This is a genomic window from Caldimonas tepidiphila (assembly GCF_003569765.1).
Classification (GTDB): Bacteria; Pseudomonadota; Gammaproteobacteria; order Burkholderiales; family Burkholderiaceae_C; genus Caldimonas; species Caldimonas tepidiphila.
The window spans coordinates 1-14619 of the sequence record NZ_QXMG01000096.1 but is presented as its reverse complement, the minus strand read 5'-3'; the positions used below and the strand labels follow the sequence as shown (position 1 = coordinate 14619).

The 14619-nt window shown below is 70.5% G+C and carries 14 protein-coding genes and 1 pseudogene; 11 read left to right on the top strand and 4 right to left on the bottom strand.

Annotated elements, in window-relative coordinates:
- Positions 1–210: pseudogene (locus D3A59_RS23810) on the top strand (LysR family transcriptional regulator); the annotation flags it as partial.
- Between the two features lie 295 nt (positions 211–505).
- On the top strand, positions 506–2680 hold the full coding sequence (locus D3A59_RS23805) for an MASE1 domain-containing protein (RefSeq protein WP_170162386.1): 2175 nt from the start codon (positions 506–508) through the stop codon (positions 2678–2680).
- A gap of 67 nt (positions 2681–2747) precedes the next feature.
- Here D3A59_RS23805 and D3A59_RS23800 read toward each other — a convergent pair whose 3' ends face one another.
- Positions 2748–3026 carry a heavy-metal-associated domain-containing protein gene (locus D3A59_RS23800; RefSeq protein ID WP_119157802.1) on the bottom strand — a complete coding sequence of 93 codons (279 nt, stop codon included), beginning with the start codon at positions 3024–3026 and terminating at the stop codon, positions 2748–2750.
- A 125-nt stretch (positions 3027–3151) separates the two neighbouring features.
- Here D3A59_RS23800 and D3A59_RS23795 point away from each other — a divergent pair, with 125 nt between their 5' ends.
- The 6 genes from D3A59_RS23795 to D3A59_RS23770 all read left to right on the top strand — a co-directional run bounded on the left by D3A59_RS23795 (position 3152) and on the right by D3A59_RS23770 (position 8401).
- Positions 3152–3691 carry a hypothetical protein gene (locus tag D3A59_RS23795; RefSeq protein WP_157991686.1) on the top strand — a complete coding sequence of 180 codons (540 nt, stop codon included), beginning with the start codon at positions 3152–3154 and terminating at the stop codon, positions 3689–3691.
- Between the two features lie 404 nt (positions 3692–4095).
- Positions 4096–4272 (top strand): hypothetical protein, encoded by a 177-nt coding sequence (locus tag D3A59_RS23790; RefSeq protein WP_157991685.1) that lies wholly within the window; start codon positions 4096–4098, stop codon positions 4270–4272.
- Between the two features lie 27 nt (positions 4273–4299).
- Positions 4300–4554, top strand: a complete 255-nt coding sequence (locus D3A59_RS23785; RefSeq protein ID WP_119157799.1) for a DUF2933 domain-containing protein — start codon at positions 4300–4302, stop codon at positions 4552–4554.
- Positions 4551–5216 (top strand): methyltransferase family protein, encoded by a 666-nt coding sequence (locus tag D3A59_RS23780; RefSeq protein ID WP_119157798.1) that lies wholly within the window; start codon positions 4551–4553, stop codon positions 5214–5216. Before D3A59_RS23785 ends, D3A59_RS23780 begins: the two co-directional genes overlap by 4 nt.
- On the top strand, positions 5213–5941 hold the full coding sequence (locus D3A59_RS23775) for an L-2-amino-thiazoline-4-carboxylic acid hydrolase (RefSeq protein ID WP_119157797.1): 729 nt from the start codon (positions 5213–5215) through the stop codon (positions 5939–5941). Before D3A59_RS23780 ends, D3A59_RS23775 begins: the two co-directional genes overlap by 4 nt.
- A gap of 93 nt (positions 5942–6034) precedes the next feature.
- On the top strand, positions 6035–8401 hold the full coding sequence (locus D3A59_RS23770) for a heavy metal translocating P-type ATPase (protein WP_119157796.1): 2367 nt from the start codon (positions 6035–6037) through the stop codon (positions 8399–8401).
- A gap of 1 nt (position 8402) precedes the next feature.
- On the opposite strand, the gene D3A59_RS23765 is transcribed toward D3A59_RS23770, so the two are convergent.
- Complete coding sequence (locus tag D3A59_RS23765; RefSeq protein ID WP_119157795.1) at positions 8403–9161, bottom strand: oxygen-binding di-iron domain-containing protein; 759 nt, start codon at positions 9159–9161, stop codon at positions 8403–8405.
- Positions 9162–9460: 299 nt separating this feature from the next.
- On the bottom strand, positions 9461–10906 hold the full coding sequence (locus D3A59_RS23760; RefSeq protein WP_119157806.1) for an MFS transporter: 1446 nt from the start codon (positions 10904–10906) through the stop codon (positions 9461–9463).
- Positions 10907–11048: 142 nt separating this feature from the next.
- Between D3A59_RS23760 and D3A59_RS23755 the strand changes: the two genes are divergently transcribed.
- The 3 genes from D3A59_RS23755 to D3A59_RS23745 all read left to right on the top strand — a co-directional run bounded on the left by D3A59_RS23755 (position 11049) and on the right by D3A59_RS23745 (position 14043).
- The gene (locus D3A59_RS23755; protein WP_119157805.1) at positions 11049–11957 is read left to right on the top strand and encodes a LysR family transcriptional regulator; all 909 of its coding nucleotides are present in this window, start codon (positions 11049–11051) and stop codon (positions 11955–11957) included.
- A 338-nt stretch (positions 11958–12295) separates the two neighbouring features.
- The gene (locus D3A59_RS23750; RefSeq protein ID WP_119157794.1) at positions 12296–13174 is read left to right on the top strand and encodes a plasmid replication/partition related protein; all 879 of its coding nucleotides are present in this window, start codon (positions 12296–12298) and stop codon (positions 13172–13174) included.
- 137 nt (positions 13175–13311) lie between these two features.
- Entirely contained in the window at positions 13312–14043 is a 732-nt protein-coding gene (locus D3A59_RS23745; protein WP_119157804.1) for a sulfite exporter TauE/SafE family protein, read from the top strand.
- Between the two features lie 182 nt (positions 14044–14225).
- Here D3A59_RS23745 and D3A59_RS23740 read toward each other — a convergent pair.
- Positions 14226–14619 (bottom strand): alpha/beta fold hydrolase (locus D3A59_RS23740; RefSeq protein ID WP_336470427.1); only part of this gene is annotated, 394 nt, incomplete at its 5' end.

The following is a 14619-nucleotide window of genomic DNA, read 5'->3' as shown; positions in this document are numbered from 1 at the left end:
GAGGAGGTGCCGAGCCTCGTGGAGGTCGTGCGGCACAGCGACGCGGTGCTGCTGGCCATCCGCGCCGCGGCGCCCGACCTCGTCGAGCTGACGCTGAAGCCCGCACTCGCCGGCACCGCCCGCTTCGGCTGGGTGATGCTCGCGCACCGGTCCGAGGCGCCCGGGATGCCTATCGTGCGCGGGCTGATCGAGAAGCTGTTGCACGACTGATCGCCGGCCCCCGCGGCGCCGGTGCGGCTCGAGCGCGCGCGCTCTCGACGGCTTCCGGCGCACTGCTCGTTCCTTGCGCGCCGGGCCGGGAGCGGCTGTCCCCGCATCCCGTCCCGAAGCCCTGCGGAAGTTCTCCGCGGTAAAGCGCGGCATTCATCGGCCTGCTCCCGGCGCGGAGGCCCTCCTTGCCCTTCTTTGCCCTCCTCGCGAATCCGAAGGCCTAGCTCGTCGCTTCGGTACGCGAAATGCCTGCCAAGGTCGCACCGCAGTCACAGGTGGGAGAATGCCCGGGAAGATGTACTGGATGAAACCGCACGCTACCTTGTCGGCGGGCAGGGCCTTCGTTCTTCTGCTGCTGGCCTACCTGGCGACAGCCGTGTTCAGCCTGCAATGGGCCACCGTCAAGGGAGCGGGTTCGCCGCTCTGGCTGCCGGCGGGGGTGGGCATGGCGGGGCTCATCCTCGGCGGCGTCCGGCTCTGGCCGGCGATCTTCCTGGCCCGGCTGCTCGCAGGCTACCTGAGCGGCTCCCAGCTGCCCTTCGCGGCCGAGGTCGCGATCGCGGCGGGCAATGCCGCGAGCACGGTCGCCGGCGTCTGGATGCTTCGAGGCCGCGATGGCGAGGTGCCTGCGCTCGACGCCCTGCGACCGATGTTGCGCTTCCTCTTGGGGGCGGCGCTCGTGTCCGCCTCGCTTGCCGCCACCATCGGGACCGTGTCCCTGTACTTCGCCTCGGACCTGGCCGTGAACAGCCTGCCGCGGGTCTGGGTGCGATGGATGTTCAGCAACACGGCCTCGGTGATGGTGATCACGGGATTCGTGCTGGCAAGGCGGCAGGAAGGGCTGCAACTGCGGGACTGGGCGCGTCTGGGGCTGATCGTCGCCGCCGCGGCGGCGGCCTCCACCCTCATCTTCCTCACCGGTCCGGACGTGCCCCTGCGCACCTGGCACGTCTATCCGATCCTCATCTGGGCCGCGCTCTCGGCCGGAACCGCCGGTGCGGCGGCGGCCCTGCTGACGGTGGATGCCTTCGCCATCGCCAGCGTCCTGGTCGGGCTCGGTCCCTTCGTCAACATCGACCCGGACCCGGTCGGCGCGCTGTTCTACCTCCAGCAGTTCCTGGTGCTGACCGCGGTCACGATCCTGCTGCTGAGCGCCGTGTCAGACGAGCGCAAGGGCAAGGTGGAACTCGAAGCGGCCCAGGCGGAATTGAAGCGGCTGAACGAGGAGCTGGAGGCCCGGGTGCAGGAGCGGACCGAGGCCCTGCGCCACAGCGAGCGAGCGCTGCTGCAGGCGCAGAAGATGGAAGCCGTGGGACGGCTGACGGGCGGCATCGCGCACGACTTCAACAACCTGCTGCAGGCCATCGGCACCTCCTTCGAGCTGATCGCGCGGGACCCGGGGTCGGCGGCCCGCGTCGAGAAGTACGCGGCCACCGGCAAGCGGGCGACCGCGCGCGGCGTGAGGCTGACGCGCCAGCTGCTGACGTTCTCGCGCATGCAGGATCTGGAGCTGCAAGCCATTGCCCCGCGCCGCGTGATCGAGAACATGAGGGAGCTGCTGCGCTCCACGCTGGGTGCGGGGGTGGAACTGGAGTTCGTTTTCTCGGGCGCCGAGAACCTTCACGTCCGCAGCGACCCCACGCAACTGGAGCTGATGATCATCAATCTGGCCGTCAATGCCCGTGACGCGATGCCGGAAGGGGGACGTCTTTCCATCGGTATCGCCGAGGAACTGGTGCACGGCGACCCGGAACTGGACGAGGGCTGCTATGCCAGGCTGTGGGTCGGCGACACGGGCCACGGCATGTCGGAGGACGTGGCGTCGCGGGCCTTCGACCCGTTCTTCACCACCAAGCCCGTCGGCAAGGGCACCGGGCTGGGGCTGAGCATGGTGTACGGGGTGGCCAGGCAGTCCGGAGGCAAGGTGAGGATCGCGTCGACCCCCGGCGAGGGGACGACCGTTTCCGTGTTCCTGCCCTGCGTCGAGCCCGCTGCCGCCCCTGCAGCGCCCCTCGTGCAGGAGGCCAGTCCCGTTCCCGCCGGGCTGGACGTCCTGCTGGTCGACGACGACGAGCTGGTGCGGAAATCGACGTCGGAGATCCTGAAGGCGCTGGGGTGCCGGGTGCGCGAAGCCGGCGACGGGCACGAAGCGCTGGCACAGGCCGCGCGCCAGCCGCCGGAGATGGTGGTGCTCGACTACACGATGCCGGGATTGAAGGGCAGCGAGGTGGCCGGCGAATTGCGCCGTCGCGGGCAGCACATGCCGGTGCTGCTGGTCACGGGCGATGCGCGCGGCGAGGACCTGCAGGACGAGCTGCCGCAAGGCGTCTCGCTGCTGCGCAAGCCGTTCGAGATTCCCGAGCTTCGTCGTGCGCTCGCCGCCGCCTGCGCCGCCCGCGACAGATCCGGGCCCGAGGATGACGGCCTTTCCGCGGCAGGCCACCTCCGGCTGCCGGCGGACACGCGTTGAAGGCCGGCTCCCGGGCGCGTCGACGAGTGGCCGGCTCCACCGCCCGGCCCGAGGAGCGTGACGCGCCTCAGCCGCAGCGCTTGGCACCCGCGCCGCAGCAGCACCCGCCGGCCCTTGGGGCCTTCGAGGCCAGGGCCTCGCGCGTCTCCACCAGCACTGGCGCATAGCCCGCCTCGGCGATCGCTTCACTCAGGGTGCGGACGTCTGCCTCGACGGGCTGGATGCGGACCAGGTGCCGGGAGAGGTCGACCTCCAGGCGGGCGCCCTGGTCGGCCGCCTCGACGGCCTTGGTGATGGTGCTGACGCAGTGTCCGCAGCTCATGTCGTTCACTCGGAAGGTAAGCATCTTCGTCTCCTGGCAGGTGGTCGATGGCACCACTGTCAACCTTCCAATGATGGGAATGTCAAGGCTTGCAGGACGAGCGGAATGCGGCGGGACGCACTGTTACCGCCTGCATACAGCAGCAGGCGTTGACGACCGTCAATCCGGAGGCTGAAGATTCCACCCAAGATCCTCCGGTATCCGTCGCGGCCTCTCCTTTGACTCGACCGGCTTCCATGCACCTGACCCACTCATCGCACGTCACTCGCCTCGTGGCGAGGTTCATGTGCTGGGTGATGCTGTCGGCATTCGCTGCCGGCGCCCTGAACGCCTGTACCGCGCCGGGCGCGGGGGCGGTGCTGTCCGCAATGGCGGCGCGAACCCTGCACGCGATGGCCGCTCTCGAGCTTCCGTCGTCCGAGCCTTGCCATGTCGAACGTCAAGGACTCCCGGCTTCCCCGGACCTCCTCGATGCAGGTGCCTGCAGGACCTTGTGCGAGGCCGAACCGAGCGGCCGCGTCATGGTCAAGGCCGACATGCCGCCGCCCCTGGCTCTGGCTGCGCTCCCGCAGGAGCCTTGGACCGAGGTCTCCCCTGGAGAAGCCCCGGAGCGCCTTCACCAGCGCCACCCGACCGCCAAGCCGCTGCCGCCCCCGGTGGCCATCCTGTTCCTGCGGTTGACGATCTAGCCGCACCCCTGTGGTCGCGCAGTCGGGGCAGCCCGGGGTGCAGGCCCTCGCTGTCGCCCGACTGCGTCACTTCCTGGGGCACGGCTGCCGACACTGCCGTGCGTCGCGCCCCCCCCCCTTGTCCCAGCCATTTCCGGAGGTCATCCGCCATGTCAGTTCGTACTCCCCTTGCAAGCCTCGCTGCCCTCGGCGTCGTGCTGGCCCTCGGCGCCTGCGCCCAGGCGCCCCTCGCGTCTTCTTCCGCACAACAGTCGCCCGGCGCGCAGAGCGAGGAGGATCACGCCGCGCATCACCCCGAAGGCAGGGCTGCCGCCGCGCAGGTCCCGCCGCCCGCCGCAGCCGCGCCTGCGGCACCGATGGCCGGGATGCCCGGAATGCCCGGAATGCCCGGAATGGCCGAGCACATGAAGGCCATGCGTGCGATGCACGAGAAGATGAACCAGGCCAGGACCCCCGAGGAGCGCAGCGCGGTGATGGCCGAGCACCAGGCCCTGATGCAGGAATGCATGTCGATGATGAACATGATGGGGTCCGGCGGCATGGGCGGCATGGGCCAGATGCTGCCGCCGGCCGGTCGCTGAGTACGCACTTGCCCGGAGGACGCTTCCATGGATCCGCATCGTCGTGACCCGCCGCCGCCGTTCTGGCGCTCGCGTCATTCCATCGCTTGGGTAGTCCTGGCGGCCGTGGCCACCTGGTTCCTCTGGGCGGAGCACCGGGCCCACCTGCTCGGGGCGCTACCCTACCTGATCCTGCTCCTCTGCCCCCTGATGCACGTGTTCATGCACCGGGGCCACCATGGGCACCGGCATCGCGACGGCCCGTCGCACCGGGACGCCGACGATGAAGGGAAGCGACCATGAGCCACGACGCACCGGCCTACGGCCTCTGGTCCCTGGTCGTCCTGAACTCCGCGGTGTTCCTCATCTTCGCGCTCAGCTTCTTCAAGCCGCAGACGGCCCGCGACTGGCGCAGCTTCGGCGCGTTCTCGGCCTTCGTCGTGGCGCTGTTCGTCGAGATGTACGGCTTCCCGCTGACGATCTACCTGCTGGCGGGCTGGCTGCAGACGCGCCACCCGGGGCTGGACATCCTGTCGCACGACGCGGGTCATCTCTGGAGCACGCTGCTCGGCGAGCAGGGCGATCCGCATTTCGGCGTGCTGCACATCGCGAGCTACGTACTGCTCGGCCTCGGCTTCTGGCTGCTGTCCGCAGCCTGGGCCGTGCTGTACCGCGCGCAGCGCGCGGGCGAACTCGCAACAGGGGGGCCCTATGCGCGCATCCTCCATCCCCAGTACGTGGCCTTCGTGCTGATCCTGCTGGGCTTCCTGCTGCAGTGGCCGACGCTGCTGACGCTCGCGATGTTCCCGGTGCTGCTGGTGATGTACGTCCGCCTCTCGCTGTCCGAGGAGGTCGAGATGCGAGTGCGCTTCGGTCCGGCGTTCGAGCGTTATGCGGCGTCCACACCGCGCTTCATCCCGGCGTGGCGCCGGGCGGACACGGCAGGCAGTGGAGGCGCGGGATGAACCGGCCCCCGCAGCACCGCAGGCTGGACCCGGGGGTGGAGCGTCGGCGCCGGCTGAACACCTTGCTCGTCACCGTGCCGGGTTTGCTGAACGAGCTGCTGAAGCCACTGCTCGGCGCGGGCCGCTTCCCGTTCATGGTGCGCGTGCTGGCTCTCGCGCCGGCCTACCACCGGCGTTTCGCGAGGGCCACCGACGATGCGCAGCTTCGAGCGGTGAAGCGGACCTTCCTGCTTGTCGGCGTGCTCCACCACCAGCTGGTGCGCCGTCTGGGCGAACCCGTCGCGCTCGCAACCACCCGGGAATTCCTGTATCGGCTGGCGTGCTCGGTGCAGCGCAAGGCCTACTTCCCGCCGGCAGGCCAGGAGCCCACCTGGGAACACTTCCACCTGGAACACGAAGCGCAGATGGAGGAAGGCTTCATCAGCACCAATGAGAACGGCGGCGTCTTCCACACCGACTCCAGCGTCACGTTGCAGATCGTCCGCTGTCGTTTCCACGAGTGCTTCAGGGACATGGGCGAGGCGGCCATCACGGAAGCCTTCTGCCGCTCCGACGAGACGGTGTTCAACGAGTATTCGCCGCGCATGCGCTTCCACCGGGGAGCGGAGCGGCCCGACACCATCGCCAGGGGCGCGGCCCGCTGCAGCTTCATCTACGAGCGCGTCCTGCCCCCGCCGGGCGTGGCGACGCGCGGTGATCCGCATCACCCCGATTGCAAGCAGTAGCCTCTTGACCTTCCCATCATGTCAAGGCTGAAGCTGCAGACCTCCTCGCCGACGTCGACGAAGGCCATCTGAATGACTTGGAGCGAACGAGCCATGGACATGCACAAGCATCACCATCACGAGAGTCATGCCGGCGTCTCCACCGCACACGGAGCGGCAGCGGCCGCCGGGGACCTGAAGGATCCGGTCTGCGGCATGGCGGTCACCGAGGCCTCGGTCCACCAGGCCGAGTACGAGGGGCGGCCCTACTGGTTCTGCAGCGCCCGGTGCCGCTCGAAGTTCCTGAGCGAGCCGGCGCGCTACGCGGCGGTTGCCGGGACGGCGGCGCCGGCCACCCGGCCCGAGCCGCTGCCCGAGGCGCCCGCCGGGACGATCTACACCTGCCCGATGCACCCGGAGATCCGCCAGGATCACCCGGGCAGCTGCCCGAAGTGCGGCATGGCGCTCGAACCGCTGATCCCCGAGGCCACGGCCGACGACGACAACCCCGAGCTGCGCGACTTCAGCCGGCGCTTCTGGTGGACGCTGCCGCTCACCGTCATCGTCACGATCCAGGCCATGGCGGGCCACCGGCTGGGATGGGTCGTGCCGAGCTGGCTGGAAATGGTCCTCGCCGCCCCGGTCGTGCTGTGGGCCGGCTGGCCCTTCTTCGTGCGCGGCGCGCAATCCATCGTCCACCGCAGCCCCAACATGTGGACGCTGATCAGCCTGGGCACCGGGGCGGCCTACTTCTACAGCGTGGTCGCGACCCTCGCGCCCGAGCTGTTCCCGGCCGGGTTCGCCGACATGCACGGGCGCGTCGGCGTGTACTACGAGGCCGCCGCCGTCATCGTCTCGCTGACGCTGCTCGGGCAGATGCTGGAGTTGCGGGCGCGCTCGCAGACCTCCGCGGCCATCAGGCAGCTGCTCGGCATGGCGCCGAAGACGGCACGCCGCATCGAGCCCGACGGCAGCGAGTCGGACGTGCCGCTCACGCACGTCCACGTCGGCGATCTGCTGCGCGTGCGCCCCGGCGAGAAGGTGCCGGTGGACGGCGTCGTGGTCGACGGCTCCAGCGCGGTGGACGAGTCGATGCTGACGGGCGAGCCGGTGCCGGTCACAAAGCGCCCGGGCGACAAGCTCATCGGCGCGACGATCAACACCTCGGGCAGCATGACGATGCGCTCCGAGCGCGTGGGCTCGCAGACGGTGCTGTCGCAGATCGTGCAGATGGTCGCCCAGGCGCAGCGCTCCAAGGCGCCGATGCAACGCATGGCCGACCGGGTGGCGGGCTGGTTCGTGATGATCGTGGTGGCGATCGCGATCGCGAGCTTCCTCGCCTGGGGCCTGCTCGGCGGCGAGCAGGGCTGGCAGTACGGCGTGATCAACGCCGTGGCAGTGCTCATCATCGCCTGCCCCTGCGCGCTCGGCCTGGCCACGCCGATGTCGATCATGGTCGCCACGGGCAAGGCGGCGACGCAGGGCGTGCTGTTCCGCGACGCATCGGCGATCGAGAACTTCCGGCGCGTGGACACGGTGATCGTGGACAAGACCGGCACGCTCACAGAAGGGCGTCCCGCCTTCGACCGGGTGGTCGCGAGCAGCGGGGTCGAGAAGGCCGAGGTGCTGCGCCTGGCCGCCAGCCTCGACCAGGGCAGCGAGCACCCGCTGGCCGACGCGATTGTGCAGGCCGCGCGGGCGCGCAAGCTCGTGCTAGCGAGGGTCGAGGGCTTCGAGTCGTCCACCGGCATCGGCGTGCGCGGCGTGGTCGAGGGCCGGCGGCTCGCGCTCGGCAACACCGCGCTGATGGCCGGGGACGGGGTGGATGTGGCGCCGCTCGCAGCCGCCGGCGAGGAGCTGCGCCGCGAGGGCGCGAGCGTCATGTACCTGGCCGCGGACGGCCGGCTGCTCGGCCTGCTCGCGGTGGCGGACCCGGTCAAGGCCAGCACGCCCGAGGCGGTGCAGAGCCTGCACGCCGCCGGCATGCGGGTGGTGATGGCGACCGGCGACGGCGTGACCACCGCCCGCGCCGTGGCGGCGCGCCTGGGCATCGACGAGGTCCACGGCGAGGTGAAGCCCGCCGACAAGCTCGCGCTCGTCGAGCGGCTGCAGCGCGAGGGCCGCGTGGTGGCGATGGCCGGCGACGGCATCAACGATGCGCCGGCGCTGGCGCGGGCCGACGTCGGCGTCGCGATGGGCACCGGCACCGATGTTGCGATGAGCAGCGCCCAGGTCACGCTGGTCAAGGGCGACCTGCGCGGCATCGCGCGGGCGCGCAACATCTCCGAAGCCACGGTCGCGAACATGCGCCAGAACCTGCTCTTCGCCTTCGTCTACAACGCGCTCGGCGTGCCGATTGCCACCGGCCTGCTGTACCCGTTCACCGGCTGGCTGCTGTCGCCGATGATCGCGGCTCTGGCGATGAGCCTGTCCTCGCTCAGCGTGGTGAGCAACGCCTTGCGGCTGCGAGCAAGCTCCTGAGCTAGCCCCGGGCGCGTTCCGCCCCGGGTTCCGCGCCCAGGATCGTGCGCAGCGATCGCCGCAGCTCCTGCAGGGCGGCGGCACCGTTGCCGGCGTGGCTCGATCCATGCATGACCGCCAGAACGGCGGGCTCGAGCTCCGCGAGCGCAGAAAGGATCGCGTCCGTGTGGGCGTTGTAGGCCATGGAGTCCCGGAACGGGCCCTGCTGCTCCTCCAGCAGCGCATCGTGCGCCCTGGCCGCGATGTCCGGTGCGAGCGCGGGCTGCTCACCGGAATGGGAAAACAGGTCGGAGCAGAACAGGACGCCTTGCGTCTCCTCGAACAGCAGGCTCGCGTCCCAGCAGTGCGGCACATGCGGGGTGCTCAGGAAGCGGAAGCGCTTCCTGCCGGTGGAGAAGACCTCACCATGCTCCATGAAGGGATTCTCCCGGCGCGTCACATCGTTCACGTTCACCAGGGCAGAGAGCATGTTGCACACCGGCCGTGCATCCGGCGCGATCGCCAGCCACTCGTTCAGGGAGCCGCACTCGTCCTGCTCGAAATGGCTGAACCCCACCCAGCGCAGGTCCTCGGGGGCGATCAGCTTCGCCACGGCCTCCCGCACGACCGGGAAAAGAAGATTCATGCCGGTGTGGTAGAGCAGCGGCTGCTCGTCTCGCACGAGAAACTGATTGAACTCCAGGTTGTAGTCCGGCAGGTAGGTGGAGATCCGGAAGACATCCGCGCTGATCTCGTCGATCCGCGTGCTCGACAGGGACATGGCCACTCCTTGGCTGCTGTAGCTCGAAGGCCGTCTCGCTGAAGAGCGGCGAGCACGGGCCGGGGTGCCCTGCGCCGCGCCTGCCCGCTGCGGCTTCCTGCCAAGCGGGCTGTCGTAGGCAGTTCCGCCGCATCGCGAGAAGGCCTGCTTTCGCTGGCTGCCCAGCACCGTACTACCGCATCATTCTCCCGGCAAGTCGGGCCTCACCGGGGAGGACCGTGACCGAGGCCCGGGCTCCGGACCGGCGACTGCGGTGTGCGATCCCGCCCAGGACCGGTCGCCCGGGTCCTCCGGCCGGTTCACGGCCCGGCTCGATCGACAGGCCGGGAGCGCACCCGGCTGCCGAGCGCGACGGCCAGCGCGACGCCCCCCAAGGCCGACGCGACAGCGAACGTGACCCGCATGCCGGCGGCGACGGCTTCAGGGCCTGCCGTCGCGATGTCGCTCGCATGCGATGCAAGTGCGAAGACTGCGCCCATGAGCGAGGCGCCCGTGACGAGCCCGAGATTCCTCGACAGGTTGAGCAGGCCGGAGGTCACTCCGCGCTGGTCGGCGGAGACGTCGGCCATGACCGCGGTGTTGTTGGCCGCCTGGAACAGCGCATAGCCGGCAGTGAGGATGACGAGGGGGATCACGTAGCCGGTGACGCCGGGCGCGGCCGCTGCCACCTGCAGGGCCGAGCAGCCGAGCACCATCGCGGCGAGTCCGCAGAGGGTCAGGGGTGGCGCGCCGAAGCGGTCCACGAGGCGCCCGGCGGGCACACCGGCCAGCGCGGCGACCCCCGGCCCGACGGACATGAGGAGCCCGACCCGCGCCGCGTCGAGGCCGAGCGCACCCGCGAGATAGAAGGGGCCGACCACCAGGGTCGTCATCATGACCGTCGAGACGAGCGCAGTCATTGCCAGGCCCGCACTCAGCCCCCTATCACGGAACCTCGTCAGCCGGATCAAAGGCGAAGCCGCCCTGGCTTCGACCCGCACGAAGAGCCCGGCACCGAGTGCCGCGCTCATCAGCAGGACCATGTTGACGATTCCGAAGCTGCCCCGTCCGATCGTCATCGCAAGCGCATACGCCGCCAGCGCCAGCGCCAGCAGCAGCGTTCCGGGATGGTCGAAGCGGACCTGATTGGCCTTCGGCGGCGGGCAGTCCGCAGGCAGGTAGCGCCGGGCGAGCACGAGCGCCAGCATGCCCAGCGGGACGTTGACGAGAAAGACCGCCTGCCAACCGAAGCCGGCGATCAGGACGCCGCCGAGCGCGGGACCGAGCGCGGTGCCGACCGCGGACATGGTGCCGAGCAGCCCCATGGCGCGGCCGGCCCTCGGCTTCGGAACCGCCTCGCCGACCAGCGCCATCGCGAGAGCCATCAGGACCGCCGCCCCCAGCCCCTGCACCGCCCGGGCGGCGATCAGCAGCCAGAGCCCGGACGCGAGGCCGCACAGCGCGGAGGCCGCAGTGAACAGGAAGACGCCCGCCACCAGCAGGCGCCGGCGGCCCACGAGGTCACCGAGTCGCCCGACACCGACGATCAAGGTCGTGGTGGCCAGCAGATAGGCGAGCACGACCCACTGCACCTGCTGGAAGGAGGCGCCGAACGCCTCGGCCAGGGTCGGCAGCGCGACGTTGGCGATGCTGGTGCCGAGGGAGGGCAGCAACACGCACAGCGCCAGGCTAGCCAGCACCCCTCCAAGCGCCGGATTCCGCCGTGCATTTCCCGCCACCGCCTCCCCTGTTCCTGGAACGTCCATGTCGACCCCCGTCTGCCTGGCGACTCCGGAAATGGAGCCGTCCTGAAGATAGGGCGCCGTGCGATATTGCGGAAGGCGCCTCATGTGCACTTCATTCGTGCATGCGACGCCACTCCAGAACAAGGACGCCCGCAGCGAAGCCATGACCCGACCCGACCTCAATCTGCTCGTCACGCTCGACGTACTGCTCGCGGAAGGCAGCGTGGCGCGTGCTGCCCGCCGGCTGGGGCTCAGCCCCTCGGCGATGAGCCGGGCGCTGGCGCGACTGCGCGAGGCCACCGGCGATCCGCTGCTGGTGAGGGCCGGCCGCGGCCTCGTTCCCTCGCCGCGCGCGCTCGAACTGCGCGAGCGCGTCGGTCAGCTGGTGCACGAGGCCGAAGCGGCCCTGCGGCCCGCCCATCGGCTCGACCTCGCACGGCTCGAGCGCACCTTCACCTTGCGCACCGGCGAAGGCTTCGTGGAGAACTACGGGGCCCGGCTCCTGGCGCGTGTCTGCGCCGAGGCGCCCGGCGTCCGGCTCCGGTTCCTGCCGAAGCCGGACAAGGACAGCGGGCCGCTGCGCGACGGCTCCGTCGATCTGGAAACCGGCGTGGTGGGCAGGACGACGGGTCCGGAGGTGCGCTCGCAGGCCTTGCTACGGGAGCGCTTCATCGGCGTCGCGAGATCGGGGCACCCGCTGGGCAAAAGCGAGATCACCCTCGCCTGCTATGCCGCCGCAAGGCACGTCCGTGTCTCACGGCAAGGCCTGGACAAGGGGCCGGTCGACGAGGCCCTGGCCCCCTTCGGACTGGAACGGGACGTTGTCGCGACCGTCGGCGCCTACTCTGCCGCGCTGGCGCTGGTGCGGGCCTCCGACCTGGTGGCCAGCGTTCCGGAGCGGCACACCGCGCATCTGCGCGCGGGCATGCGCAGTTTCACGCTTCCGCTGCCCGTGCCGCCCATCACGGTGTCATTGCTCTGGCACCCGCGCATGGACGGCGATCCCGCTCATCGCTGGCTGCGGGACTGTGTTCGGGACGCCTGCGCCCAAGCGTTCCGAGACCCGCCATGAACGGTGAATCGGCCCGCCTTGACTGACGGGAGCGTGGCAGCAGCAGCCGTCGAATCCGAGGCTCGTACCGTGCCTTTCGGCAAGCCCGCCGATGCTGCGCAGCCCGGGCAGATCGTGCGGGGTCGCGGGGACCGTCTGCTCGCGAAAATCGACGTGCCCGTCCGTCTACCGTCTTCAGGGCTGGGAGCCAAGGGCATCGGTTCGGCGCCGGCTGGACCGACCAGGTCCGGAGCGAGTGCTGTGGCGGAGGCCTCGGCCCTGCCGGCCACGCGGGCACCCGGGCGCAGGCCGCGCTTGCCTACAATGCGCGCCCTTTCCATCCGCCGGAGCCCGCGCCCATGGACGTCGTCGTCAACGAAGACCTCAAAGCCTACATCGACCCCTTGACCGCGGAGGAGTACGAAGCGCTGGAGCGCAGCATCCTGGCCGAGGGCTGCCGCGACGCCCTGGTGCTGTGGGGCAACGTGCTGGTGGACGGGCACAACCGCCATGCCATCTGCCTCAAGCACGGCCTGCCCTTCCGGACGGTGCAGAACCCCCGCTTCCAGTCCATCGAGGACGTGCAGCTCTGGATGATCGACCAGCACCTGGGGCGGCGCAGCGTCTCCGACTTCCAGCGCGGCGTGCTGGCGCTGCGCAAGCGGGAAATCGTGGCCGGGCGGCGCGCGCGCAAGGAGGTCGCACCGGCTCCCGCTCCGCAGGCGGCGGCCGCCGGCGCCCCTGCCCCGGAGGCCGGCAGCATCGAAGCCCCCGGCGCCGCGGCCACGGCCCTGGACACCCGCGAGGCGCTGGCCCGGGCGGCGCGCCTGAGCAGCAGCCAGGTCATGCAGATCGAGAAGATCCAGAAGCAGGCGGCGCCCGAGCTGGTCGCCGCCGTCAGGGCTGGCACGATCTCGATCAATGCCGCGGCCGCGGTAGCCAGCCTGCCGGTGGAGGAGCAGGTGGCGGCTGCGACGGCGGGCAAGGAGGAACTGAAGCAGGCCGCCAAGCGCGTGCGCGAATCGAAGCGCAGGCTCCCGACCGACCCCGCCCCCGCCGCCGAAGGGCCGGCCACCGCCGAGTCGCAGGACGACATGGAGTCGCTGCGGCAACGCGTGGCCGTGCTGAGCGCGGAGAACGCGATGCTGCGCCGGCAGGTGGAGGAGCTGCAGGCGCAACTGCTGCAGCCAGGCGCAGGGGGTGTCGGCTCGACCGCCGATACGTCAGCCCCCTTCTGACGCCACGCCGCCTCGCCGCCCTGCGCCACCCCGCCTGAGCTCGGCGGCAGCCCGATGCAGTGCGCGCCGGGGACGCCGGAGGACCGGTGGCGAAGGCGCAGATGGACGGCTCGGCCTGCAGGCCCCAGGATGTCGCCATGGAAGCATGGGAAGCAGCCGCCGTGGGCGCGGTGTTCGTCGTGGCAGGCGGGGTCAAGGGCGTCACCGGCATGGGACTGCCGACGGTGGCCGTGAGCTTGCTGGGCCTGTGGATGACGCCCTTGCAGGCCGCGACGCTGCTGGTGGCACCCTCGCTCGCCACCAATGTCGCGCAGTGTCGCGGGCCGCACCTGCGCCCGCTGGCCGCGACCCTCTGGCCCGTCTGGATCGCGCTCGCCCTGGCCACGGTGCTGGCACCCGACTGGGAGGCCCGCGCAAGGGCGCCCGACGCCCGGATCCTGCTCGGCGTGATCCTCGTGCTGTATGGCGCCTGGGGCCTCTGGCGTCCGACCCTGCCGCAACTGTCGCGAAGCGCACACTGGCCGGGCGCCGCAGTCGGCGGCGCCACCGGGCTCGTGACCGCCGCCACGGCGGTGTTCGTCATCCCGCTCGTGCCCTACCTGCAGGCCCTGCGACTGGGCAAGGACGAGATGGTCCAGGCGCTGGGGCTGTCCTTCACCGTCGCGACGCTCGCGCTGGCGATGCGCCTGCAGGCCTCCGGCAACCCGGTCCCGGCCTCCTTCGAAGCCGTCCTGGCCCTGGTCGCCGCCTTCGCCGGCATGTGGCTGGGCACGCGGCTTCGCTCGCGGATCAGCGGCGCGGCGTTCCAGCGCGCGATGTTCGTGGTCTTCATCGGACTCGGCCTGGTGAACCTCGGGCGCGGCGCATGAGTCACGGCCCTCGTGCAGGTCGTGCAGGGTGACGGGCTGCTCCAGCCCCGAACGTCAGGCGCCCCGCTCGAATCCCCTGCCCGCCGGGAGAGGCCGGCCTCGCGCTTCCCCGCACCGATCCGAGGCACCCGCGCGCGCCGTGGCAAAGCGGCCGTCCAGGCCGCCCCAATCGCTCGCAGGGTTCAGAACGATGCCGAAGACACGGCCGATTCGTGCCCGGCTCCCGCGACGCGGTCCACGGCCTCCACCACCTTCTCCGGCACCGCGTAATGCAGCATGTGCCCCTCCGCAGGCAGCACGTGCAGGTCGCTGTGCGGAATTTCCTTGTGCAAGCGGGCCGCATGCGCCTGCGGATCGACGACCTTGTCCTCGGCACCCGCGAGGATCGTGACGGGCATCTTCAGTTCTCGATAGCGACGGCTGAATTTCATGGCGGCGGGAACCATGAAGGCCGCATCCTCGGCCAGGGCACGCAGTTGCGAAGGCCGCAGCATCATTTCGCGGGACAGGGTCCCGAAGGCTTTGTTGCGCAAATAGATTGAGAGCGAGATTCCCCTGACCCCGGACGGAGTTATG